We start from the raw sequence: 24988 nt of genomic DNA, 5'->3' as shown, positions 1-24988 counted from the left end.
ACCTTCATCAGCAAAGGAGAGGTCCTTTTGGCTTTTAATTTGAATCTTTATTTTATAAGAGACCAAAAGATCGTTTCCTAAGGGGGGCTTATTCAAAAACCGTTACGATACCTACTCTATATTCATCAACTATCTTTTAGTCCATCTACAACAACATCCAGTTTACCCGTTCCAGGGTCGATGACCAGTCCATGCACGGGAATTTCTGATGAAAACAATGGATGTTTCTTAATCATTTCAACACTATTTTCTACACTTTCTTCTACGGTACTAAAGCCTTTCAACCAAGCTTCCAAATCAATTCCAGCATGAGTTAACATTTCTATTGTTTCACTAGAAACGCCCCGCTCCTGTGATTTTTCTAAAAGCGATGTTGCACTATGTTTTAACATACCGCAATCGTGATGCCCTATAACATAAACTTCATCTGCTTCCAATTCATACACAGCAATTAGAATACTGCGCATAATACTACCAAATGGGTGCGAAACGATCGCCCCTGCATTTTTAATAAGTTTTGTTTCACCATTTTTTATATTCATTGCCTTCGGTAACAATTCTAGTAACCTCGTATCCATACATGCAAGAATAACCATTTTTTTGTCAGGGAATTTCGTCGTTCTATACTGAACAAAGTCTTCATTTTCAACAAATGCTTTATTAAATTCTAGAATTTTAGGTAGTGATGACATGTCATTCTTCCTCCTTAAGTAATGTTCGATAAGTTGAGTATTTTATCGTTGATACCATTTATTAGAAAGGTGCTAACCATAAATATAGAACTATCATAACATCTAACAGTATTAATTAGTTTCCTTGAAAATGTGCAAAAGATGCGAGAAATTCTTTCAATTCAACTAGCGGCTCTTCATGCAAATGGTATATTTTTTCTCTGCCACTCTTTTCAATTTTCACCAAGTCTGCTTCTGAAAGGATTCGCAAATGTTTTGATACAGCAGTGCGCGAGATGGGAAAATGATCGCTTATTTCATTAATAGAAAGATTTTTTTCTGATAGCAATTGCATTATCTTTCGTCTTGATGGATCGGCAATTGCCTGAAACACATCGTGCTTTAAAGTAGACGACACTAGTTTTCAACTACCCATCTTAATTCGGTATTAACAAGGCTATCCCAGCCTTTATTCATTCGATCTCTAACAACATCTTGTGTTTCTCCTGTGTTTGGAATAACAGCCTCAGCTTCTTTCCAACCGCTATGGATCAGGTTGAACTCAGTTAGAGCGCCTTTTTCTGTTAAGTAGAAGGAAACTATCCAGCCATTATGATCCCATGAGAACTGTAATTGTTTCGGCGCCTCAACTGATAACACTTTACATGGTGATGGTCCAAAAGGAGACTCGAGTTCAAATTCATGCCCTTCCTGAAGTTTGAACGTGTTAGGCATAAACCATGATTCCAGCCCTTCACTCGTTGAAATAGCCTTCCAAACTTTATCAATTGTAGCGTTAAAAACAACTTTTTTCTCTATTTGCTGTAATGAATTTTCTTCCAAAGTAATACCTCCTCAAATTATAAAACCAACAGGTTCCGTGTTGATTATATACAACCAAATGGTTCTGTGTCAATTGTGATTATTTCAGATTATTTTCCATTAGATATTGCGTTTATTATAAGGTGCTGAAACAAATCATTTGTTGAACTACCCGCCACTTAACTGCTCTTGCGAACTGTTTGAAGTGGGGGATTCCTAAGAACACCTTCGTAACCGAAAGTTTTGATTAGGCTATCCCCGTCGCACCGACGGTTAGAAGCCTTATAGCTTCATGTTTGAGATTTAATCCTGCGTTCATATCGCGGTCGTGATGCATGCCACAAACACACGTCCACTCACGCACATTCAGATCTTTAACGTCTTTGTTTTTATAGCCGCAACGTGAACAACGTTGTGAGCTAGGGAAGGTTTTGCTCACTTCCACCACCGTCTTCCCGTACCATTTAGCTTTATATTTCAACAGGCTCTTAAATTGAGACCAAGATACATCAGCGATTGATTGAGCTGTTTTCTTATTTTTCATCATGTTCGATACTTGCAGACTCTCCATTCCGATAATATCGTGGTTTTTGATGATATCCGTCGAGGTCTTATGCAAGAAATCTGTCCGCTTATTTTCAATCTTTTCGTGAATTCGAGCGACCTTGATTCGTTGCTTGTTCCAGTTGCTAGAACCAATAACTCGCCTTGATAGAACTTGTTGTGCCTTTGCTACCTTTTGTTCTAACGTCTTAAAATAACGATGGTTTCTATATCTTGTTCCATCTGCAAGGATAGCGAAGTCTTTTAGTCCTAGATCAACGCCTGTACTGGTGTTTGTCTTCGGCATCTCAACGACGTCTGTTTCAGCTAAGATTGACACAAAGTACTTACCACTTGGATTGCGTCGTATGGTCGCATTGATGATTCGCCCATCCACGTCACGACTTTTAGAAAACCGAACAAGACCAAGCTTCGCCAACTTGATGTGTTTACCTAAAATAGCGATATTTCCATTGGTGTGCTTCGTGACATAGGACTGTATCTTGTTCTTTTTACTTTTAAACTTAGGAGCTTTGGTTTGTTTTTTATAATACCTTTGGTAAGAATCAGCGAGGTTTTCAACGGACTTTTGCAAGGAAATACTATCCACTTCTTTTAAAAAAGGATAATGCTCTTTTAACTGGCGAACCGCCTTAACTGACGCGTATTTGTTGAAAAAATCTCCTTTCCAGTTATTTGAAGGGAGATGACCGTTTTGCACCATTTCTTCGACGATGTACCAGTAAGCGTCTTTTTGCTTCTGCTTACTGAGGAAGAAATTGAACACGAATCTTGAACAACCGAGCGTTTTATGAATGAGCTCGACTTGTTTCGGATTAGGAAAAATACGAAATTTGAACGCTTTTTTTACTAACATGACATCACCTCATTTACAAACGTATGTTCTAATTATATCATGAGGTGAGTCTGTTGGCTATCGCCAACCGCCATGGCTAAAAGCCCTTCTCGCGATGGAAGAGGGAGTCTTCTGGCGGAAAACGATAAATGTAAGAAATAAACCTAATTTATCGAGGTTTCCTCAAACACTATATAAAAATATAATTGACAATGATTATCATTATCAATAAAATGAAACTAAGCAATGAACTACTTAAAGAAAGGGGCAATTTATCGGACTTGTCAGACTCTTTTGAACGAGCAACTGCAGTCATTCGTGGACAAAATCAAGATTATTTTTTAGCTGTTTCAGATGGAATCATGTATATAAGACAAGACGGAACTTGTTTGAAAGTATGCACAGAAAAAGTGAAAATATTGGACTTAACTTGCAATGGCGATGTAATCGCAGGCGTTGGTCACGGCGGAGTCTTTTTAATCAGTCTCGATTATGGATTGACCTGGTCAAGGAAAGAACTCCCAACCAATGTTTCGGTGTGGAGTATATCTATGAACAGTCTTCATACAATATTCACCCACGGACATTCTCAGATTTTTTTATCCAATGATTACGGAGATTCATGGATTGTTTATTCTCCTTTCTCCGCATATGGGAATAATCAGCCCTCGATTCGTTCCATTTGTATCGATAAAAAATATTTATATGTTGGAACGAAAGTCCACCATCAATACGGGGGAATTTGGTGCATAGACATTGAAAAACATGCGTTGAAACGTCTCAAATACGATACTAGGATGATAGCTTCCATTCTAAAAATAAATAACACGCTTATTTGCGCGATCGGCACGTGTAAAAATGATAAAGGTAGCATCGAATATGTTTCCCTTTCGAACTCGACTTCTACTCCTTTGGAATGGATACTCTGCCACGACGATGCTAAAAGGTCTTGCTATTTAGACCTCTCAGAAAACAATGGCTACATCTATGCTACAACGACTCAGGATAACGCAGGTATTAGCCAAGTTTCTCGAATATTTCTTAATGAACAAAAAATGACTCCTTGTGCAAAAATACATGGCCATGGGTGGCGTATTTCAAATCTAGAAAGCAATTTTTTAGTAGCAGGGCTCCACGCATCGTTAATGTCATCTTCAGATTTGATTCTAAATACACATTAAAACCAAGGAGATGAGTTTTTTATGACAAAAGTATTACTTGTATATGCTAGTATGTCAGGAAATACGGAAGAGATGGCTGATTTCATCGAGAAAGGCTTGCTAAAAGCCGGCATGGAAGTTAATAAACAAGAAGTTGTCGATATTGATGCTAGTGAAATGGAAGATTACTCTCATATTATGCTTGGCGCCTTTACTTGGGGAGATGGTGATCTACCTGATGAGTTCCTCGACTTTCATGAAGACATGGAGGAGATGGACTTGTCTGATAAATTTTTTGCTATTTTTGGGTCCGGAGATACGATGTATGAAATTTATTGCGGAGCAGTAGACATTCTTGAAGAAACAGTAAAAAAATGCAATGGTAACATCGTTCTTGAAAGTCTGAAAATTGAATCTTACCCTGATGACGAAGAAATGTGCATAAATTTCGGAACTCAATTTGCAAATGTTCTAGTTAAATAGTGGGCTCTTACTATTAACACCCACCATCAAAAAGATGCTGGGAAATTCAGTAAACTAAACAAAAAATACAAATTAATAACTCAATTAAGAAAAGAATGATTTACTGCTTCATAAAAAGATCAGGGATTTGTCTGCCATGGCGACGGCTCCTCCACGGACCAGACTGCCAAGGTAGATCCGCCCCCCCTGATCCCTCGCAAATTTCTCCATAAGTAGCCCACTCTAGCTTTATTACACACTTCATATCCCTTCAACATGTTCTGATCTTACTCGTCTGATTTTTCATAAAATTCCCCTTTTACTCAGATATAAATTATGATAATTGCCCCATTTTTAAGCCCTCTTCAAAAAAGACTTTTTCGCAAAATTTAAACTAACTATATGTCTTTTTATCTAGTATAATAGTATTGTACACTTAAATAGAATATAATGATGGTCAACCTAAAATTTCCATTCAGTCATGGTTTATATATTTAAGTCTGCTTGTATATTGTGTCTAATCAGAATTGGAGTGATTTATATGAATAATATTGAACAATTGCGCATTAAGACGATGCGCCAAAAGAATAACTTAGTCTATTATGTTTATTGTGTCGCTTTGTTAGTTGGTGCCTTGGTTTCATTGTTTACAGGGGAATCCATTCAGTCCTTAACTATGGGAATACCTCTAGTGATATTTTCTTTGTATTACTGGCCTTCTCGCTTATCTGGAAAGTTTGAAGAAAGCTTCCCACTAGTGTTTGTAGTTGTTTCAACATCTGCCCATTTGGCCACGACGTTATTTGCTAATACGTCGATCACAAACATCTTTATTTTAATTTTCACATTTTTATTAGCAACCATGCATGGGAAAATCTCAGTTATGGTAATAAAAACAGTATTGTCCGTTGGTGTGTTTTACGTTATCACTCAAAACGTATCAAATCCTGAAATTATAAATGAAAGTTTGCTGACATTTTCGTTTGTCTTAGTGCTGTATACAATAACCCTCTTCATCTTAAGTTCTCTCAACAACAAGACAAATAAAACGACAGAGCAAATGGTTCAGAAACAAACGGAAGGCATGCAGCAACAAAAAAAAGCAAAAGAACATGTTCAAACCCAAGCTGAAACCATATCAAAGAATTTGACTGAGATATTTGATCAAACAGAAACTAGTTTAGATTCGCAAAACCAGATTCTCACAGTGATTCATGAATTAACATCTGGAACAGAACAGCAGAACGAAGAAATATCCCAAATTGTTCAAGTCTTATCTGAAAAAACGACTCTTATTGAAAAAATCCATCAATCTTCCTTAACGTTAAAAGATAAAACGTCATCTAATAGTGACCTATCTTCAAAGGGTTCAGAAAGTCTAACTGAATTAACAACAGATATGACACGATTTAAAGAAGAATTATTATCTTTAACATTAACATTTAGTGAGTTAACCGAAAAAATTGATGAGACAAACAAAATGTCTGCAAGTATTAAAGAAATTACTGAACAAACAAACCTGTTAGCGCTAAACGCTTCGATTGAAGCTGCGAGAGCTGGAGAAGCTGGAAAAGGTTTTGCCGTCGTTGCAGAAGAGATTCGTAAACTCGCTACAAACACAGAGTCAATTACAAAGTCGATGACGACGAATTTACTTAGTATTAAATCTGTTAATGAGGCTGCTTCTAATAAAATTGAACAAAATAATGATTCGATTGATCGTAACGTCCTCAAGGCGAAAACGGCTTCAGACTATTTCAAACAAATAAATCGTTCATTGGTGGAATTAACCGGGCAAATGGATGAGTTCACGTCATATACATCGGAATCCAAGGATGGAATACGTAAGATTGAGCAGTCCACGAGTGGATTCGCAGCTTTGTTGGAAGAAGCATCTGCATCCTTTGAAGAAATGAATGCCTCTCTTGAAACTGTTATTAAAGAGAACGGCAGAGTTGGTAATTTACTTGGAGAAACAACCAAGTCATCTCAGAGCTTAGTTAAATAATTTTCAACGAGACGTTTTCATGAACAAATCTAAAAAACCAGCTAACAATTCCTTAACAAGGATTGTCGGCTGGTTTTTTCATATTTTTCTAGCCACAACCTCCCATAAAAGTCGTGATCACCTAGTTATCAGCTCCACGCAAAGGTAAATGTAAGTGCTAAATACAGACAGAGAGGATTGTAAAGTCTTGTATCATATTTTGAGAAAGTTGTATGTTTTACTTTTTTGAATATACCAAGATGTTTGAAATCACCTATCGCTCTCATCAAAAAAACAAAAGTAAATATAATACAAAATAATTTCGTGAACATATTTGGTTGAAAGAATAGTATCAAATCATATTGTATTAATAAAATTAAGGCTACAACTAACAAACCAAGAGCAACAATAAGAGTTTCTATCCATCTAGGTGAAAACGATTTACCTCCTTCTACTTTTTCAGGTAAGACAGCATTTAAGCCCCTCCTACCTCCAAATAACCAGTAAAAGTGAACGAAACTAATTAAAGTCAATACAAAAGCAGATGAACAAACGAAAAACAGCAGCATATCCCTACCTCCAAGTAAATTAAAGTATAGTTAACTCCGTTGACTTTCAATACCTTGCCAAACAACATCAAACTGTCCATGAAAAATCGCGACAATGTCCTCTCTTTCTTTTGTATTCATTGACCAAGAAATTAACGTATTAAAATAAATCCCTACTAAAACGGTAGAAATTGTGTAGGAATCAAAAGGGCTATGAAGTGATTTATCTTGTTTCGCTTCGTTAAGTACGTCTGTAAGAATCTTTTTAAACTCATCAATATTGGTTGACTCTTCCGTTAATGCAGATCTAATTGTCTCTGAAATGGATAGTTTTAAAATGTCAGAACCTTCAACATACACCGATAAAATATCTTGAAAAATCAGCTGCAACCTTTTTTTGATACTTGGATCTTGATGTTTCTGGACCAGATCTTTTAACAATTCATTTTGTGAATTACCTAAATGCAATAATACATGCTCCTTTTTAGGAAAATAATTAAAGAACGTCCCCTTCGCAATGCCACTCTCAGATGCAATCTTTTCAACAGTAACATTTTCATAGCCGTACTCTTTGAAGAGTTCAATTGATTTTAAAAATATTTGTTGTTTCAATGCTTTTTTTCTTTCATCCCTTAACACAAAACCACCTCTTCAATAATAATGACCATAGTGATAATATGACTATGGTCATTATATTAGATTATTAATATTTGTGCAACTGAATTGTGGTTTTTGCACTCAATTACTTGTTTTTATTGAAATAAGTGATGCAATAACCGATCTTTGTCTTCAAAAAACTGCTTCATTAACAAATAATGATCTGTCTCCTCAAGTTTTCTCTCTTTCAATCCGTCTTCACTAAGCTGAATAATTTTAGCGTTTGGGTAAGCCATGATTATTGGCGAATGAGTAGAAATAATGAACTGAGAACCTTGCTGAACTAGCTCATTTATCCGAGTCAGCATCGACATTTGTCTTAAAGGGGATAAAGCTGCTTCTGGTTCATCTAAGATATATAACCCATTACCTTGAAATCGATTCATAAATGCAGCAAAGAAAGATTCACCATGTGATTGTTCATGCAAAGACTTACCTCCGAACGAGTCTATTACCTTCCCTCCGGAATATGGTTCTTGATCTAACTCCTCGATATTTGTAGCTAAGTTATAATATGTTTCTGCACGAAAGAAAAAGCTATCTTTTGCTTTATAAACGCCTTTCGACAAACGTAAATATTGCTCTAAATTGGAGTGGGAATCATAATTGGAAAAATTAAAGTTGAGGGTACCTCCCTCAGCGTTAAACCCCATCTTTAGAGCGATTGCTTCTAACAAAGTGGATTTCCCCATCCCATTCTCTCCGACAATATAAGTCACATTAGGATGAAAATATAGTTCCCTGAAATGTCTTATAATAGGAAGGTTTAATGGAAAATCATCATAAGATGGGATTTCATTCGATTTTAAATTTAGCCTTTTAATAAATTGCGTATCTCGATTTAATATCATCTTTTAATACCTCGTTTCTACCCCTGTTTTAGACCATTTCAGAAGATAGGGTTCTTTCAACTTCCACTATTATCCAAATCATGTAACCAATCAACGCAGCTAGTATAACTGGAACTGGTGATTGACTGTACTCAAATAAAATTCCTTCTGATGGAGCTTCATTGTAATAGTATAATATCAGCCAGTTTATGTTATACAAATGCCTCATAAAGTGTAAAATAGTTAACGTCACTGCGAACCAAAAAAACGCATAATAGTACTTTATATTCATCACAAATAAGCCTCATGATCTTCTTCATATATTAATAAATATTTTAACATAAATATCCAAATACATCTGTTTCACTACTGAATTATACTTTCAAACACCCTATTTCTCTAATTTTCTCCATGGCATTTAAATCATTAGACACGCTCCACTCCGTCATACACCTTAACCCTTTTATTTATTTTTTAGGTGCTGACGTGGTGACCAAGTTAATGGCACATTAGACGGATAACTCGAGTGTTACATTTGGAAATCGTATATTCTTTCTCATTATTATTGCTATTATACTGTTGGCTGTCATACTGCTGTTGGTTCTTCAAAAAGAGAAAACTCAAATGTTTGCAAAGAAATAATAATTAACTTTTCTGATAGTTGATGTATATGTATAAATAATTTCCTTTACTATTGAAAAGATAGAAATTGTATTGAACTAACGCTCGTATAAAAATCATCTACAAATTGTTTATCTTTACCTCTTGGGTGGTACATGTAATTTAATGGAGGTGTTTTCTTTTATGCCTTGGGATGCTACAGATTATCCTGACTCTTTAAAGAACCTAGATACGACTATAAGAAAAAAGGCGATTGAGATTGCCAATGCTATGATTGAAGAAGGATTTAAGGAAGATCAAGCGATCCCTATCGCTACTGAGCAAGCAAAAGAATGGTATGCAAATGCTAATAACAAAGAGATCAATCAAATGAAGAACAAAACAAACAAAAGTTTACGGGAACGAGATGAGAAAGAGGAAGATTTCAATTCCCGACCCGAAACATTAGAAAAAGGAGAACATGTTTACCCTCATGACAACGGGTGGGCAGTCCAAGTAGAGGATGCTAAACAACCAGCATTCGTTTTCAATAATAAACATGATGCGATTGATCGAGCTCGTGAAATCGCACAAAAGAAAGAAACACACTTAGTCATTCATAAAGCTGACGGATCTATACAAGAAAAACAATCCTATGATGAGAAATAAGAAGGTGGCCAATTGCACCTTCTTATTTTTTTTCGACCTTTATTTGTAAATCACTTAAATCTTACGTAACGATATCTTTTATACTTATAACTAATCAATAATTAGAAGGAGCAGATACTAATGTATTCAATCGGTCAATTATCAAAAATAGCTGGGTGCTCTGTTAGAACTTTGCGTTATTATGATGAAATTGCTCTTTTGACCCCTGCCAAGTTCTCACAAGGAGACACCGCCTTTACGATGAAGAAGAATTAATGAAACTGCATCATATTCTCATGTTTAAAAGCTTTGGTTTCGATTTAGAAACGATTCATCAGTTGTTAAGAAATAAGAAATTAAATATGCTGGAAGCTTTGGAGCTTCGGCTCACCATGTTAAACGTGGAGATTCACAGACTAGAGGAAACGAAATCAAATGTTCGAGCTTTAAAAAATTTTATGAAACTTGATGGTAAGAACGATTGGGCATCTGTTTTTAAAGAATTTCATTTACAAGCAAAAAGAGCAAAGATAAATATGCAGTACTGGGAAAATTACTTTTCAGAAAAAGAGCAAGAAGTACTCTCTCAATTACCTTTAATAAGTGATAATAGTGACTTAACTGAAAAATGGGTGTCTTTAGTTGAGGAAATCCGAAACTATATACATACTCCACCTCAATCAGATCTTGGTCAATATTTTGTTAAACAATGGCTATTACTTGTAGAAGAGATGTTTAAAGGTGATTGGAATCTTGCCCAAAAGGTTTGGAATCACGACCATGGTAATTTTGAGGATTTCGGATTTTACTCCTATGATCATGAGATAGTAACTTTTATTGAAAAAGCACAAGACTATTTTTTCAAATACGGAGAAGGCTTGGAGTGGAAAATATGAGGAAAAAAAGTGTTTCTCTTCTTTCAGTCCCAAAACTAAAAAACAGCCGCAGATGATAAGCATCTACTGCTGTTTTGACTTCATTTATCGCGGTCATCTATGTCTAAGTCGTCATCGATAATCGAGCGTGGTTTCTTTTCTTCTTCCTGAATTCCTAGTTCTTTTTTGATTAAAGACAAATCTTCCAATATTGCTTTTGTATTCAGCCATGCTGCAATTGAACCAATAATCGCCAAACATACAAGAATGAAAATAATAGCGTTGATAAAACCCAAACATCCCCCTCCAATTACTAAGAAAACTGTCAATTTTGGTGTTTGTACTTACGTCATTCCCGCAACTTTTTCATATCAAACGCTGGAATCAATCCTTCTTTTGCCGCTCGTCCTAATAAAGATTCTATTGCAGCAAAACCATCTTCACCTAGTTCTCCGGTAAATTCATTGACGTACAAATCAATATGAGATTTGGCGACATCGGATGACATTTCTTGAGCATGTTCCATCACATACCCCATCGAAGCATCTGGATGCTCCCAAGCATACTGAACAGATTTTTGAACCCAATCCGTCAGTTCGTCTTTCATATTTAAGGATCGTCTCGCAATAATTGCTCCTAAAGGAATCGGAAGACCTGTATCCTCTTCCCACCAATCACCAAGATCGACGATCATAGCAAGACCGTAATCTTGATAGGTAAATCTCGCTTCATGGATAACAAGACCTGCATCAACTTTCCCTTCTTTTACTGCAGGCATAATCTCATCGAAAGGCATTACAATGATTTCTCCTACAGTACCGGAGATCTCTTGTGCAGCCCATAAACGGAACAACATATAAGCCGTTGATTTATCACTAGGAACAGCAACTGTTTTCCCACTAAGATCTTGTATACCCTTAGTTTTTCCACTTGTCAAAACTAGCGGGCCACACCCTCGTCCTAAAGCGCCTCCACATGGAATAAGCGCATAGTCATCTATCACATATGGTAACGCAGCAAACGAAATCTTCATTACTTCTGGTCCTTCTAAATCTGCCGCCCAATAATTTGTTTTATCTATGTCAGCATATGTTACCTCTAGATTGGGCGCATCCTCAATTAACCCGTGAACCCAAGCATGAAAAACAAACGTATCATTTGGGCACGGTGAAAAAGCCATCTTCATCTTAGAAAACCTCCTTTAAAATTGCACTGACTTTCGTCAACGAAACGAGCGCTTCGTTAATTTTCCATGCTCCACGATCTCTAGGACCTACAGGGTTAGAAATCGCACGTATTTCAAAAAACGGAATTCGTGCAAGCTGTGCAGCTGTTGCCACTCCAAAACCTTCCATCGCTTCAGCGGCAGCACCTGGAACCTGCTTCTGCAACTGTTCCATTGTTTCCACCGTCCCTGTGACCGTCGATCTTGTTAGGATCGTCCCCAAATGCGCTTTGACATCTGTTTGTTGATCGATTTTATTAATCAATTCTTTTGCGAGCTTGTTGTCACATTCGAAATGAGACTTTCCAAAGCCTAATTGCTCGATCGGTTTAAACCCTTCAGGAGATTCAGCACCAAGATCTGCTGCAACTACCTCTGAAGCAACTACCACATCCCCAATATTTGCTACATTCGGGAATCCACCTGCAATCCCCATATTAATGACGATATCATATGTATCTTTGGTGAGATACTCAGCAGTTTTTGCTGCAGCTAACATTGGGCCGACTCCTAGCGTTTCAACACGGAAGCGAAAATCGTCTTTAAGACTTTTTACGATCGCCGTTTGTTCTACTTCTACTGATGTAACAATGAGAATCTTCTTATCGAAATTTTTATCATATTCTGCCATAATCTAAGACTCCTCTTTATACCTTCGTCTTTCACCTTAAGAATAATGTCCTTATTTATTCATTACAATCAACTTATCCTTTGGAAACGTTATAAAGCAATCGTCTCCTTCGTGAAACGGTTGTTTCCCATGTCCACCTTCTACAGCTTCCACGCGCCATCGAAAACTAGCAAATTCAACTATCATGATTGTATAGGTTACTCCCTCAATAATTTGTCTAACTTTAGCCCTTTTTACATTTTCGCCAGATGTTTGTTGAGATGACACGATCATATGATGATTATGAATCCCAACATATTTCGGAGTATCATTGGTCTGCTCTTTTCCAATCACAAACAGGCGCTCCCCGTCGCCTATCGTTAGTTCGAAATCATCTTGGTTTTGTTTATGTGAATCGATACGTACGACATTTTCACATCCAACAATTTCTGCCGCTTTCTTCGATTGAGGATGTTGCAAAATTTCCTTACGTGAGCCCTTTTGAATGACTTCTCCTTCATTAAAGAGCATGATCGAATCACTCATCCGGTACGCTTCTTCAATATTATGTGTGACGAAAAGCACGACGCCATGAAACGTATCATCAATAATGTTTCTTAAATCCGCTTCGAGCGAATGACGAATATGTTGATCGAGCGCCGAGAAAGGTTCATCCAATAATAAAAGTTGCGGTTCGGTAATCATCGAACGAGCTAACGCAACCCGTTGCTGTTGTCCCCCCGACATTTTGGCAGGATAGCGATCCTTAAATCCATCCATTTGCATGATATTCAACCATTTACTCACTTTCTGATCGATCTCCTGTTTCACCATCCCTTTTAACCCGAATGCAATATTTTGTTCAACGGTTAGGTGTGGAAATAACGCGTAGTTCTGAAATAAATAACCAACTTGCCTCTTTTGTGGTTTCCAAAAAACTTGTTGAGCTTTATCAAACCACGTTTGTCCATCCATCGAGATTACACCACTATCTGGTTTAATAATCCCAGCTAGAGATTGGAGAGTCATTGTTTTTCCACAGCCAGAAGGTCCGAGAATAGCAGTAATTCCTCGCTCGGCTTTAAATTGAATATTTAAGTCAAATGATGATAGTGTGTTTTGTATGTTTACATCCAGCATGGTTGCATCATCCTTGTATCACTCGTTTTTCTAACCTGTTAATCAAGTAGAGAATTACTAAGGAGACTCCAGTCATAATCATAACGAGAGTATTGGCCATCAGACGGTCACCTGCTAACAGAGCATCATAAATCGCGATAGGCATTGTCATCGTTTCATTTGGAATACTCCCAGCGACCATAAGTGTTGCTCCAAAGTCTCCTAAAGCCCTAGCAAATGTAAGCGTAACTCCAGCAAGAATCCCTTTCCAGGCAAGTGGCACCATAATCGTAAAAAAAATGTTAAGCCTCGACCTTCCCAATATTTCTGCCGAATGAATATATTCTTGTTGAATCGAACCTAAAGCAGCTTTTGACGATTTTATCATAAACGGAACCGATACAACGAGCGCGGCAATCACCGCCCCCGTCGGTGTAAATACAATCGTTATATTAAAGTTATCCTCTAGAAATCTACCGACGACACTGTTCCTCCCTAATACAACAAGTAAATAATACCCGAGAACCGTAGGAGGTAGAACGATCGGTAACGTTATAATCGTGTCAATAAAATCGGCTAATCGTGACTTCGATCGACTTAAATAATAGGCGATTGGTAAACCAATTAAGATCGCTAAAAATGTCGCTGTTAATGCAACACGCAACGATAAAAATAATGGAAAAAGGTTAATTTCCCCCATTAGCTATCCACCCTCCGGTACGACAAATCCATATTTCTCCATAACTTCTTTCCCATTTCCCTTTAAAATAAAGTCGATGAATAAACGAGCAGAGTCTTCTTCATTTGTCGATTCCATGATTCCGATACTTTGTTCAAGCGGTTCGTGGAGATCTTCATCTAAAAGCGTGAAAGATAGTTCGTCTTCCTGCGCTTTATAAAGCGACAGGGCAATGATCCCAATTTCAGCATTTCCTGTTTCAAGTTGCACCAGGGCATCGGTAATGTTTCGTCCTAGCACAAGCTTATTACCCTCTAATTCATCCCACACATCTGCGCTAATTAATGCTTGTTTCGCTGCTAATCCATACGGAGCATGATCTGGATTTGCAATCGAAACAAACCGAATCACATCTGAAGTCAATTCCGCTAACGATTCAATATGATGGTCGGCATCTTTCATCGACGCTAATCCAATTCTTCCAAATGCATACGTCTGTTGAGAATCTTCTAATACATAATTACCTTCAACGAGCCTGTCCATAAAAGAAACGTTCGCTGCGGCAAAAATATCAAACGGAGCACCATTTTCAATCTGATCAGCCAATTGACCCGTTGAACCAAATGAAAAAGTCACTTCCACATCATGTTCTTCTTCAAATAAAGCAGCTACCTCGTTAAATGCTGGCAGTAAGTCAGAAGCAGCTGCCACTGTAATCTCTTTGGGTGAAATTCCTGAAGAATCTTGCCCAACACACCCTGTCATCATCATAACGACACATGTTGCTATTAACCATTTGTTCAACTGTCTTCCCCCTTGCATAAACACACTACTGGCAAAGTGCCCAAACACACCTACCTTCAGCTGTTTAACTATCGCTTTTAAATTCCTCTTTTTTGCGTTTATCTTCTTCCTCTTTACTGTCCTTATTATGTTCTGTACCTTCATTAGAAATCGACTTTGCTTGTGTATGACGGGTGGTTTGCGCAATGACTGCAAATACACCAAACACAATAGCCAGATACAAAGGGACAGATGAATCTAAAAAAGCACCTAGAATAATAAAAATTAATGCTAGTACAGAAAAAGCTACTTGTATCCATTTAAGTTTCTTCATATTTCCTCACCATTTCCTTATATTCTTCTGATAATTTCTTTCTTACAGCAACAGGTTTCATAGCATAACCTCAATTTGTGCCGATTCTCTCGGTCACGCATGGAGACGGACTCGTTCGCCGAGGACAGTCTCGTTTAACAGCTATATTAAATTACTTTCACTTAAAATATTTTGGATAATGTAATTTGAGCGTATCTTTTTCATAATTTACTAAATTTAAATGTTCACTGATTAGGTTTTCCGCTTCATCTTCTTGTTTCTCGGTAATGTATTTCAATATTGATTCGTGCTGTTTAATGACAACATCCCAATCAGGATTAAAGGCAAGCCTTAACACTCTTAATCGATCGAAGTGACTATTCATTTGACGGATCAAATCCCAAGTTCTTAGCTTGTTACTCCCTTCAAAAAGTATGTAGTGGAATTCTTCATCTAGTTCAAATAAATTTTGATGTGAACCTTTTTCCAAGCATAATTTTTGCATTGCGATATTCGATTCTAATTTAAATAACTCTTCCTCATCGAATGTTTGACAAGCTTGCCTCACAATCGCTCGCTCGATTTGTTCACGAACAAAACGACCTTCTTCAACTAAATTTAGATCAATTTCGGAAATAATTGTCCCTTTTTGTGGGTATATAGCTAATAACTCTTCCTGAGCAAGCATCAAAAATGCCTCTCTCACTGGTGTCCGACTTACACTCAGCTCAGCAGCAATTTCTGTTTCTGAAATTTTCACTTTTGGTTCTAAGTCCCATTCAATAATTTTTTTCTTTAAATAATTGTATACGAAATCTCTCGTAGAGCCTTTTGACCTTGAGTTTTTTGCCTGTGTAATAGAAATTTTGTTCACCTCATTTATTTAGTTATCGTATGCTAATCGCACTAGTATGCTAGTTGTTACTATTATAAAACAAATCACACCATTATCAACCTATATATTCTGACGCTCTTTCTGACGCTCTATGTAAATTGTTGCTTTAAAATGAGAACATCGGTGATGAGTTTCCAGTAGTCCCTCCTCATGTTAGAAAGAGATTTGTTATTAAAATAAAATAAGAAACGATAATAGCCCCAATGCTAATGAGGAATAATTGCTTCGTTCTTTTTTTTGAAAGTGGTTCTTGTGTTTCGCTTTTAAATATTTTGGAAAATTGAAGCTTATTTCGATAAAAGATTGTACTCAATAAAAAAATCGCACCTGTTTGTAGAATTAAGAAGAGATTGAAATAAACCGTTTCTTCAATCACTTCCAATCCTCCTAAAAGAACAATAAAAATAATATTAACAAAAGAATAGCCGAATAATAATATAAAAATAACAAAGATCATCCGCACCATTTCCAACAATATATCCAACGTTTTCTTCAATTGACTGACTTCCTTTCCTTCACTTTCTTCTATTATAAAGGATAGATAACAAAAGAAACAGAATCACCATTAAAGCAGTCATACATGTTCATAATGAGTGAAAGTGTATTTACTTTGCTATAACAAGCGATTCGCATATATACTTTAATTGTATAACGCCAATCAAAGTACATAAATGAAAGGATGATTATAGTGGATTTTTTCGAGCAAAACATTGATCGTCGGAACACGTCTTCTGTTAAATGGGAACGGACAAAAGAAGTTTTCAAAACCGATGAAGACGTTCTACCTATGTGGGTTGCAGATATGGATTTCCGACCACCTCAAGCTGTGATTGATGCTCTCCAATCACGAGTGGAACATGGAATATTTGGTTACACTTTTATTGGAGACACTGTAGGTGATGCGATAGTTGGTTGGATGAGCAAAAGGCACAACTGGACCATTGAAAAGGACTGGATCCAATATAGCTCCGGCGTCGTCCCATCAATTGGAAAAGCAATTCAAGCCTTGACCGAACCAGGAGATAAAATTCTCGTTCAGTCACCTGTTTATCCACCCTTCTTTTCGATGGTCAAATCGAATGATCGCGTCGTTGAGAATGCCCCACTCGTTAATGCGGAAACGCGATACGAAATTGATTTCGATGCTTTTGAGCGATCTTTGAAAAATGGTGTGAAGATGTTTTTACTTTGTCACCCTCATAATCCCGTAAGCCGAGTTTGGAAAGAGGATGAACTACGAAAAATGGCAGAATTATGCTTAGAAAACGACGTAATCATCGTGTCCGATGAGATTCATTCTGACCTGATCCTAAAACCGAACAAGCACATTCCAATCGCGTCTTTATCTGATGAGATTTCTGCACAAACGATAACTCTTGTGGCACCGAGTAAAACATTTAATTTAGCTGGTTTACAATCCTCAGCGATTATTAGTTCAAACGATTCTTTCCGAAAAAAAATTACTACTATTGATCAACAACAAGGAGCATTTACATTAAATGCTTTTGGAATCATTGCCATGGAAGCTGCCTACCTTAAAGGAGAAGAATGGTTAGAAGATCTTTTGAGATACATCGAAGGGAATATTGCTACAGTGAAAGAATTTTTCGCTGAACATCTTCCAGAACTTTCGTTGATCGAACCAGAAGCAACTTATTTACTTTGGATTGATTGCCGAAAATTAGCTCTTTCCGATGCGAAACTGAATCAATTATTTATAAAAGAAGGCAAAGTCGGATTCAACCCTGGAACTAGTTTTGGTGAAGGTGGCGAAGGTTTTGTCCGAATGAACGTAGCTTGTACTCGAAATACTGTCATTGAAGGATTAGAAAGAATGAAAAAAGCAATCAAATCATAAAAAATATCAAGATAAAAATCCGCAAACTTAAATTTGCGGATTTCTATTTCTCCCTACTATATATACAACCTCATCTATGCGTCGGTTGTATGAATCGATTTCACGCGACCTACTTGACCATCTTGCAAACGAACTTTAATACCATGTGGGTGGTTTGAAGATTTCGTTAACAGATCTTTCACTACACCTCTCGTAACCTTGCCACTCCGTTGATCTTGCTTCAGCACAATATCTACTTCTATACCTGGTTTGATGTCACTTCTAGTTTGTCCGTTCATATGATATCCCTCTCTCTCTAAATTAACGCTATAATATCAAATTATTACCAAAATAATTTCAGTTGAATTTTTTTGAATGATTCTAGTTTTAACTTTAAGGGAATAAGTAGTTAAAGACAAGCATCATTTCGATCGATCAGTGCAAATCAAAAATACGAGGAGGGGTTTCTAATGTTAGGCCACCTTATGAAACGGTTTAAAGACCATAGCTTGATTGACTTAGCTGCTCAATGTGCTTACTTTTTTCTTTTATCATTATTCCCTTTCCTTTTATTTATCATTAGCTTACTTTCTTTTTTACCTTTCACTTTTAATGATGTTTATAGTCTGTTGCAGGAAGCCTACGTCCCTGCCGGCGTTCTTGAAGTAGTAGAGAATCAATGGGAAGTTCTCGCAAACAACAGGAGTACTAGCGTTCTATCTTTAGGTATTCTGTTCACACTCTGGACAGCATCCCTTGCATTAAATTCGATTCTTAGAGCATTGAACATGGCTTATCATGTCACGGAGCGAAGAGGGCTGATTTTAGGGAGACTCATCTCCATCTGTCTAACGATTGGCATGTTTTTTATCATCATCGTCGCTCTAAGCCTACAGGTAGTCGGTTCTTTCTTGGAAAACTTTATGTTCATTGACTTTGTCATTTTTAATGTCGACTTATTACGTTGGGCTTTGAGTTCAGTGATTATTTTCACAGTATTTTTAATTCTTTATCTCATTGGCCCAAATACTCGCCTTTCGTTTAAAGAAGTTTATATCGGTGCGATCTTCGCCACAGTTGGTTGGCAAATTACTTCCTTTGGATTTTCGATTTACTTAAATCGATTCGCAGACTTTTCAGCAACTTATGGAACAATTGGAACTGTTATCGCACTCATGCTATGGTTCCACCTTTCTTCAATCATTATCCTGATCGGTGGGGAAATCAATGCGATTCTAAAAGAAGATATCGTAAGAACGGTGAAACAGTGAAATATGCTGTCTGTCTTGAAAGAGCAGGGAATCGGGACACTCGATGGAGCAAAAATGAGCGGAGTGTCCTGAAACATTCGAGAAAAAAAGATACCAATCAAGAAGAGGCATCTTTCAGACAAACCGATATTTCTGTGTCCAATTTATACTTTCAAGACAATTTTTGATATTGCCATTTACATTCTCCAAAACTACTCCTATATCACATAGAAAAAGACACTAAAGAAATGAGCGAAGCTACCTAATAGAATAAAAATGTGGAATATTTCATGAAACCCTAAATATTTGAAACGAAGCCACTCAGGCTTTAGCCCGTAAATAACCCCACCAATCGTATAAAATACGCCTCCTACAATAAGTAACATTAATCCCCCTGAATCCATCGCTGTTGATAAAGGAGAGATGAATAAAATAACGAGCCAACCCATAGCGAGGTACAATGACGTTGACAGCCACCTTGGACAATGAAACCAAATCATCTTGAATACGACACCTAACACCGCAATTCCCGAAACTATCCCAAACAGCAGCCATCCTGTTGCTCCATTTAATGCAATTAAACAAAACGGCGTATACGTTCCCGCAATGAGCACATAAATCATCGAATGATCCATCCGCCTAAGGAAAGCAATCACCCTAGCTTTCGCTATAACCATATGATACGTAGCCGAAGCTGAGTAAAGAAGAATCAAACTCAATCCAAACACTATGACCGCCATTAGTTCAAGCGGGTTTGCTCCTTCCATTGATACCTTTATAACCATTGCTAATAGCCCTACAAATGACAAAATAGCTCCAGCTAAATGGGTCAATCCGTTTATCGGCTCACGAATAAATGTATTCATCAAAAATCCTCCTATTACATTACGTAGTTTAAATAACTACTTATAATAATATACGAACCCTATTTAGTAGTCAAGGTTTACGAAAAATATAATTAAAGGTATACTATACTTGTTAACTAAATGTACATAATTCGAAATTATAAATGAAATAAGTGGAGGTTCAAAAAATGAAGTCATTAAACGAACTCATACCGGCGATGCAGTTAGAAAAAAAAATAACGATTGAAGATATACCTGATCTAGACTTATACATGGATCAAGTCATTCAATTATTCGATAAAACATTTCAGAATGCTAAACGAAACGACAATGAGAAAATCATAACGAAAACAATGATTAATAATTACGCTAAAGGAGGTTTGCTCCTTCCAATTAAAAACAAGCGCTATTCTAAAGAGCACGTCATGCTTCTCAGCTTGATTTTTGAATTAAAAGGGGCCCTCTCGATCAATGATATAAAAATAACCCTACAATACGTTAATGAGAAAACGACTTCAGATGAGTTTAACGTTAGTGATTTCTATTCTTGTTACTTAAACTTAGCTTCAGCTAATACTGCTATATTTATGAAAAAAATCGATGAGCACACATTAGAAGTGCGTCAACAAGTGGAAAAAATCGAAGGCGATGAATTTGTTCAAAAGGTATTAACGATTTTATCCTTGGTTACAATGAGTAACTTTTATCGAAAAGCTGCTGAAAAACTCATTGATGAGCTCCCATCCATTCGTGAGAAATAGTCAGCCTAATCTATCTATATCTCTAAAATAATCAAAAATTGTGGATATCCTTGATTACCAAGTTATTTAGTCGTATCGTTAGAGTATAAGTCATTTCTCAAAAGGAGTGGATGTACTTTGGGAAATACAATTATACAAAACAACCCTTATGACAAGCGGTTAAATGTGAAAATCGAAGGCTCATTTACAATTGACAACACCAATGAATTTTATACAAACTATTTAAACCAAGTGAAGTTTATTACTTCATCAGATTATGATATCGAAGTAGATTGTACAGATTTAAACTTAGAAGATTTTTCACAAGTATTATTACTTGAGAAAATATCTGCCATATTCAAAGAAGAAGAATTTAATCGTATTCTTTTTATTTTCAAATCGGACACTAATTCTAACAACCATCTTTTTATTGAATCCGTTAAAAATTATCAAATTCCCAATTATCAATTAAAAGTAGTATAAGGAATTAATTTTCACAACAAAGCGACAGCTAGATATAGCTGTCGCTTTGTTATTATAAATAGCTATTTCACTGTACAAATTACACTGTTCGATTTGGCAGTTTCCACCCGTAATATACGGAGCATAACCTCAGGGAAACGACTAATGCCACAATCATAAGTAGCTCAAAAACACCAGTCATCCACCCTAACCCCACGACCAAACCAGGTATAAGTGTCCATGCAATATATATCTCCTTTTGTAGAAACAACGGTTTTCTCCCAGCCAAAACGTCACGGATCATCCCTCCGCCTGTTCCTGTAAGCGCAGCGGCTGCAATACAAGCACTAAGCGGATGTCCCATCGAATGAGCATATAAAGCACCTTGCACAGAAAAAGCTCCCAACCCAATCGCATCAAAAAATACCCCTCTTCGAAGCAATGTCCAACGAACAATTCTCGGAAAAATAAATGCCACCGTCATAACCAAAAACGCAACGGTGAATAAGGTCCCTTGGTCCCAAAGCTCTGAAACCGGTACGCCAATGAGTAAGTTCCTCACCGCACCGCCTCCAAAGGCTGTGATGAAACCTAATATGTAAACGCCCATTAAATCATATCTTTCTTCCATCGCTACCAAAACACCACTAAGGGCAAACGCAATTGTCCCAATCCCATTCAAAATTTCCCACATCATAGACCCTACTTTCCTGCTTGAAACAGTTCATTTAAATGAATCTTAGCACTATTTCATTTTAGGAGAAGAAAGACAAATGATCAAGGACAACAACACCACTAGTTTATCTCTTCGTCAAAACTGCTACTAAAGCAGGTGAGTCTGTAGTATATTCAGTCATCTTAAAACTACCAAACAGATCATATTTATTAAAAGATGATGCATCAACTACTGACACAAGATCTTCTTTCGTCAATGGAGTTAGTGACGTCTCACTTTCAAGTACTTTGAAATTGCCTTCAAGTTCAAGTGTTAATCTCATTTGAAAACGAAAATCAGCTACTGTCTCTTTATAAAACCGCTCAAACCTGAGTCCTTTTTCCTGATTTACTATCACAGGAAGATGAGTAATTTTTTGCGATAGAACACGGTCGTAGTTGACGATTTGCATAACAAATACCCCACCAGTATTTAACTTTTCATAAACTGCATTTAACAGATCAATCATGTTTTCTTTATTTTTCAAATGAACAAACGAGTTTCCGATACAATAAATACCATCAAAATTTTTAAACGGAGTACCCGCGAGTTCCCCCATATCCATCTTTTTAATAACTAGAGGTATTTCTTTCATTTCTATTTTTGATTTCATTATCTCAACCATATTCTCATTCATGTCTGTTGCCGTCACATGGAATCCCTCTTTTGCTAACGCAATAGCTTCTTCCCCCGTTCCAGCTGCCAAATCAAGCAGACGCGCATTCTCTTTCTGTGGAACTTTTCCTCTAATTAATTGAATCGCTTTTTCATTCTTTTCAAATATATCATCATAATAACTACTTAGAACTGTATAGAAATCCATAAACAATCACTCCTCTCTTTTATTTAATCATAATGATAATAATTTCTCAGTGAGCTGGCTCACTGATTGAGTGATTGCAAATCACTTAAAAGCCGCCCTTACTACCTTCCCCCTCAATTCTCCAATGTAAATAATCATTATTATAAACAATATTTATTTCGATTACCGACATAATCAACAAAACATTATAAACAATTAAATTATATCATTTCCAGAGATATAGTAAGCGTTACCAACATTACTATAAGCGGATTTACTATGGCTCATCCCCACTCCTCATCCTTGGTATAACAAGGTTTAAGAGCTATTTATTGTGTTAAATAATCTCACAGAAATCCTTTCAAGCCGAAAAATGTGTGACATAATCTGCATTAAGAAGTATTCAGAATATATGAATTTTTCTAATCTTAGAATCTGATGAACTACTAACTCGCCAATTAATATAAGGGGGATCTCAACATTGAAAATAGCAGATATTTTTAAATTTAAAAACGAACAGATGAAGGTATTGCACTTAACATGGCTCGCATTTTTCATTTCATTCTTCACATGGTTTAATATGGCACCTTTAGCCACGACAATGCTCGAAACAAGTGATTGGTTGACTGGTGAACACATTGCAGCACTCGGAATAATGAATGTGGCTTTAACGATCCCCGCAAGAATTGTTATTGGGATGCTACTCGACCGATATGGTCCAAGAGTTGTTTATTCAGGGTTATTAATCGTCATGTCGATCCCGACGTTCATGTTCGCCTTCGGTGATTCTTGGACACAGATGATGATTTCAAGATTATTATTAAGCAGTATTGGAGCCGGATTTGTTGTCGGTATTCGTATGGTATCTGAGTGGTTCCCGCCAAAAGATGTTGGGTTTGCAGAAGGCATTTATGGCGGATGGGGAAACTTTGGTTCCGCCGCAGCAGCAATGTTGCTACCCTGGTTTGCCTTAACGATGTTCGGTGGCGATGACGGTTGGAGATATGCCGTTGCTTTAACTGGTGTCTTTTGCCTAGTTTACGGGGTCATTTATTACTTAGCCGTTCGTGATACACCAAAAGGGAAAACATTTGTTAAATCTAAAAAATCAGGTGCAATGGAAGTCAGTACTTGGAAAGATATGATTTGGTTAATTGTTTGGACGATCCCTCTAGGTGGAGCATTGGCCGTTCTCGCATGGAGAGTTGCTGGTATGGGATTCATCTCCAATACCATATTATATGTTACTTATACAGTCATTGGTTTCACAATGATTTATCAAATCTACAAAATCCTCGCTGTCAATATTCCTATTCTAAAAAAGGGTGTTCCAGAGGATGACAAATATAATTTTAAAAATGTCGCCGCATTAAACAGTACGTATTTCGCGAACTTTGGTGCTGAGTTAGCTATCATTTCGATGTTACCAATGTTTTTTCAAATGACGTTTTCATTAACTCCTACCACTGCCGGAATGATTGCTGCATCTTTCGCATTTATTAACATCGTTGCACGCCCGCTAGGCGGTGTATTATCCGACCGAATGGGTAGTCGAAAAAGAGTTATGTTGACCTACATGGTTGGTATAACCATCGGGCTTGCAATGATGGGATTGATTAATTCAGGTTGGCCACTTATTTTAGCGATAGTACTCACCGTTTTAACATCGGTGTTTGTCCAAGGGGCTGAAGGTGCAACCTTTGCTATGATTCCAATGGTTAAGAAAAGGATCACCGGTCAAGTAGCTGGGATGGCTGGTGCGTATGGAAATGTCGGAGCTACATTGTATTTAACTCTTTATACACTCGTAACACCACAGACATTTTTCTTTGTTTTAGCAGGTGGAGCACTATTAAGTTTTCTCGCATGTTATTTCTGGCTAGACGAACCGGAAGATTCATTTGGTAACAATTATTATGAATCTTCTGTTGATAGAGAAGTGAAAGCGGCTGATGCAAGAGCAGAATTAGGTCTTAAGAAAGTCGCATCAGGAAATGTCGCAAGTTATTCAACGAAAGCGAAGTAAAAATATTTATTACTTTATAAAAAAAACA

32 protein-coding genes are annotated in these 24988 nt (G+C 36.9%); 11 read left to right on the top strand and 21 right to left on the bottom strand.

The features are described 5' to 3' along the window. Window positions 1-125: 125 nt before the first annotated feature. The 4 genes from ACM26V_RS19695 to tnpB form a co-directional block, all read right to left on the bottom strand. Entirely contained in the window at window positions 126-692 is a 567-nt protein-coding gene (locus ACM26V_RS19695; RefSeq protein ID WP_416148435.1) for a beta-class carbonic anhydrase, read from the bottom strand. A gap of 115 nt (window positions 693-807) precedes the next feature. Continuing rightward, entirely contained in the window at window positions 808-1026 is a 219-nt protein-coding gene (locus ACM26V_RS19690) for an ArsR/SmtB family transcription factor (protein WP_416151924.1), read from the bottom strand. Window positions 1027-1088: 62 nt separating this feature from the next. Next, on the bottom strand, window positions 1089-1514 hold the full coding sequence (locus tag ACM26V_RS19685; RefSeq protein ID WP_416148433.1) for an SRPBCC family protein: 426 nt from the start codon (window positions 1512-1514) through the stop codon (window positions 1089-1091). A gap of 226 nt (window positions 1515-1740) precedes the next feature. Then, entirely contained in the window at window positions 1741-2913 is a 1173-nt protein-coding gene (gene tnpB, locus ACM26V_RS19680; RefSeq protein ID WP_416148432.1) for an IS200/IS605 family element RNA-guided endonuclease TnpB, read from the bottom strand. A gap of 185 nt (window positions 2914-3098) precedes the next feature. Between tnpB and ACM26V_RS19675 the strand changes: the two genes are divergently transcribed. From ACM26V_RS19675 to ACM26V_RS19665, 3 genes are all read left to right on the top strand, one after another. Beyond that, a complete protein-coding gene (locus ACM26V_RS19675) occupies window positions 3099-4073 on the top strand; it encodes a WD40/YVTN/BNR-like repeat-containing protein (RefSeq protein ID WP_416148430.1) in 975 nt (324 codons plus the stop codon). Between the two features lie 21 nt (window positions 4074-4094). Continuing rightward, a complete protein-coding gene (locus tag ACM26V_RS19670; RefSeq protein WP_416148429.1) occupies window positions 4095-4535 on the top strand; it encodes a flavodoxin in 441 nt (146 codons plus the stop codon). 520 nt (window positions 4536-5055) lie between these two features. Next, a complete protein-coding gene (locus tag ACM26V_RS19665) occupies window positions 5056-6522 on the top strand; it encodes a methyl-accepting chemotaxis protein (RefSeq protein WP_416148427.1) in 1467 nt (488 codons plus the stop codon). Window positions 6523-6650: 128 nt separating this feature from the next. On the opposite strand, the gene ACM26V_RS19660 is transcribed toward ACM26V_RS19665, so the two are convergent. The 4 genes from ACM26V_RS19660 to ACM26V_RS19645 form a co-directional block, all read right to left on the bottom strand. Next, window positions 6651-7070: a DUF3995 domain-containing protein gene (locus ACM26V_RS19660; RefSeq protein ID WP_416148425.1), complete on the bottom strand. Its 420-nt coding sequence runs from the start codon at window positions 7068-7070 to the stop codon at window positions 6651-6653. A gap of 30 nt (window positions 7071-7100) precedes the next feature. Then, on the bottom strand, window positions 7101-7688 hold the full coding sequence (locus tag ACM26V_RS19655; RefSeq protein ID WP_416148423.1) for a TetR/AcrR family transcriptional regulator: 588 nt from the start codon (window positions 7686-7688) through the stop codon (window positions 7101-7103). Window positions 7689-7801: 113 nt separating this feature from the next. Beyond that, window positions 7802-8557, bottom strand: a complete 756-nt coding sequence (locus ACM26V_RS19650; RefSeq protein WP_416148422.1) for an AAA family ATPase — start codon at window positions 8555-8557, stop codon at window positions 7802-7804. Between the two features lie 28 nt (window positions 8558-8585). Then, entirely contained in the window at window positions 8586-8831 is a 246-nt protein-coding gene (locus ACM26V_RS19645; RefSeq protein ID WP_416148421.1) for a hypothetical protein, read from the bottom strand. Window positions 8832-9340: 509 nt separating this feature from the next. Here ACM26V_RS19645 and ACM26V_RS19640 point away from each other — a divergent pair. The 3 genes from ACM26V_RS19640 to ACM26V_RS19630 all read left to right on the top strand — a co-directional run bounded on the left by ACM26V_RS19640 (window position 9341) and on the right by ACM26V_RS19630 (window position 10680). Continuing rightward, entirely contained in the window at window positions 9341-9805 is a 465-nt protein-coding gene (locus ACM26V_RS19640) for a DUF2188 domain-containing protein (protein ID WP_416148419.1), read from the top strand. A 120-nt stretch (window positions 9806-9925) separates the two neighbouring features. Next, window positions 9926-10060, top strand: coding sequence for a MerR family DNA-binding transcriptional regulator (locus ACM26V_RS19635; protein WP_416148417.1), 135 nt, complete (start codon window positions 9926-9928; stop codon window positions 10058-10060). A gap of 20 nt (window positions 10061-10080) precedes the next feature. After that, entirely contained in the window at window positions 10081-10680 is a 600-nt protein-coding gene (locus ACM26V_RS19630) for a hypothetical protein (RefSeq protein ID WP_416148416.1), read from the top strand. Between the two features lie 80 nt (window positions 10681-10760). Here the strand turns inward: ACM26V_RS19630 and ACM26V_RS19625 are convergent, their stop codons facing one another. The 9 genes from ACM26V_RS19625 to ACM26V_RS19585 all read right to left on the bottom strand — a co-directional run bounded on the left by ACM26V_RS19625 (window position 10761) and on the right by ACM26V_RS19585 (window position 16779). Beyond that, entirely contained in the window at window positions 10761-10955 is a 195-nt protein-coding gene (locus tag ACM26V_RS19625) for a hypothetical protein (protein WP_416148414.1), read from the bottom strand. A 53-nt stretch (window positions 10956-11008) separates the two neighbouring features. Then, the gene (locus tag ACM26V_RS19620; RefSeq protein ID WP_416148412.1) at window positions 11009-11845 is read right to left on the bottom strand and encodes a 1,4-dihydroxy-6-naphthoate synthase; all 837 of its coding nucleotides are present in this window, start codon (window positions 11843-11845) and stop codon (window positions 11009-11011) included. Window position 11846: 1 nt separating this feature from the next. Beyond that, a complete protein-coding gene (locus ACM26V_RS19615) occupies window positions 11847-12515 on the bottom strand; it encodes a futalosine hydrolase (protein ID WP_416148410.1) in 669 nt (222 codons plus the stop codon). Window positions 12516-12566: 51 nt separating this feature from the next. Continuing rightward, window positions 12567-13634, bottom strand: a complete 1068-nt coding sequence (locus tag ACM26V_RS19610) for a sulfate/molybdate ABC transporter ATP-binding protein (RefSeq protein ID WP_416148408.1) — start codon at window positions 13632-13634, stop codon at window positions 12567-12569. Between the two features lie 7 nt (window positions 13635-13641). Next, window positions 13642-14313 (bottom strand): molybdate ABC transporter permease subunit, encoded by a 672-nt coding sequence (gene modB, locus ACM26V_RS19605; protein ID WP_416148406.1) that lies wholly within the window; start codon window positions 14311-14313, stop codon window positions 13642-13644. A gap of 3 nt (window positions 14314-14316) precedes the next feature. Next, window positions 14317-15096: a molybdate ABC transporter substrate-binding protein gene (modA, locus tag ACM26V_RS19600; RefSeq protein ID WP_416148404.1), complete on the bottom strand. Its 780-nt coding sequence runs from the start codon at window positions 15094-15096 to the stop codon at window positions 14317-14319. Between the two features lie 64 nt (window positions 15097-15160). Beyond that, on the bottom strand, window positions 15161-15409 hold the full coding sequence (locus ACM26V_RS19595) for a hypothetical protein (RefSeq protein ID WP_416148403.1): 249 nt from the start codon (window positions 15407-15409) through the stop codon (window positions 15161-15163). 157 nt (window positions 15410-15566) lie between these two features. Then, window positions 15567-16262 (bottom strand): GntR family transcriptional regulator, encoded by a 696-nt coding sequence (locus ACM26V_RS19590; protein ID WP_416148402.1) that lies wholly within the window; start codon window positions 16260-16262, stop codon window positions 15567-15569. Window positions 16263-16431: 169 nt separating this feature from the next. Continuing rightward, window positions 16432-16779 carry a hypothetical protein gene (locus ACM26V_RS19585; RefSeq protein ID WP_416148401.1) on the bottom strand — a complete coding sequence of 116 codons (348 nt, stop codon included), beginning with the start codon at window positions 16777-16779 and terminating at the stop codon, window positions 16432-16434. A 183-nt stretch (window positions 16780-16962) separates the two neighbouring features. Here ACM26V_RS19585 and ACM26V_RS19580 point away from each other — a divergent pair, with 183 nt between their 5' ends. Continuing rightward, entirely contained in the window at window positions 16963-18141 is a 1179-nt protein-coding gene (locus tag ACM26V_RS19580; protein ID WP_416148400.1) for a MalY/PatB family protein, read from the top strand. Window positions 18142-18215: 74 nt separating this feature from the next. Here the strand turns inward: ACM26V_RS19580 and ACM26V_RS19575 are convergent, their stop codons facing one another. Then, a complete protein-coding gene (locus tag ACM26V_RS19575) occupies window positions 18216-18419 on the bottom strand; it encodes a YwbE family protein (RefSeq protein ID WP_416148399.1) in 204 nt (67 codons plus the stop codon). Window positions 18420-18590: 171 nt separating this feature from the next. On the opposite strand from ACM26V_RS19575, the gene ACM26V_RS19570 reads away from it, so the two are divergent. Then, on the top strand, window positions 18591-19391 hold the full coding sequence (locus ACM26V_RS19570; RefSeq protein WP_416148398.1) for a YihY/virulence factor BrkB family protein: 801 nt from the start codon (window positions 18591-18593) through the stop codon (window positions 19389-19391). A 197-nt stretch (window positions 19392-19588) separates the two neighbouring features. On the opposite strand, the gene trhA is transcribed toward ACM26V_RS19570, so the two are convergent. Continuing rightward, on the bottom strand, window positions 19589-20236 hold the full coding sequence (gene trhA / locus ACM26V_RS19565) for a PAQR family membrane homeostasis protein TrhA (protein WP_416148397.1): 648 nt from the start codon (window positions 20234-20236) through the stop codon (window positions 19589-19591). 167 nt (window positions 20237-20403) lie between these two features. Here trhA and ACM26V_RS19560 point away from each other — a divergent pair, with 167 nt between their 5' ends. Then, window positions 20404-20976, top strand: a complete 573-nt coding sequence (locus ACM26V_RS19560) for a DUF1836 domain-containing protein (RefSeq protein WP_416148396.1) — start codon at window positions 20404-20406, stop codon at window positions 20974-20976. 117 nt (window positions 20977-21093) lie between these two features. Next, on the top strand, window positions 21094-21438 hold the full coding sequence (locus tag ACM26V_RS19555; RefSeq protein WP_416148395.1) for a hypothetical protein: 345 nt from the start codon (window positions 21094-21096) through the stop codon (window positions 21436-21438). Window positions 21439-21517: 79 nt separating this feature from the next. Here ACM26V_RS19555 and ACM26V_RS19550 read toward each other — a convergent pair whose 3' ends face one another. Beyond that, window positions 21518-22114, bottom strand: coding sequence for a trimeric intracellular cation channel family protein (locus tag ACM26V_RS19550; protein WP_416148394.1), 597 nt, complete (start codon window positions 22112-22114; stop codon window positions 21518-21520). Window positions 22115-22217: 103 nt separating this feature from the next. After that, window positions 22218-22955 carry a class I SAM-dependent DNA methyltransferase gene (locus ACM26V_RS19545; RefSeq protein ID WP_416148393.1) on the bottom strand — a complete coding sequence of 246 codons (738 nt, stop codon included), beginning with the start codon at window positions 22953-22955 and terminating at the stop codon, window positions 22218-22220. 460 nt (window positions 22956-23415) lie between these two features. On the opposite strand from ACM26V_RS19545, the gene ACM26V_RS19540 reads away from it, so the two are divergent. Then, window positions 23416-24960, top strand: coding sequence for a NarK family nitrate/nitrite MFS transporter (locus ACM26V_RS19540; protein ID WP_416148392.1), 1545 nt, complete (start codon window positions 23416-23418; stop codon window positions 24958-24960). The last annotated feature ends 28 nt before the right edge of the window (window positions 24961-24988 follow it).

The sequence above is a fragment of the Salipaludibacillus sp. HK11 genome, from assembly GCF_047795645.1.
GTDB lineage: Bacteria > Bacillota > Bacilli > Bacillales > Salisediminibacteriaceae > Salipaludibacillus.
This window is presented reverse-complemented; position numbering and strand designations above follow the sequence as displayed.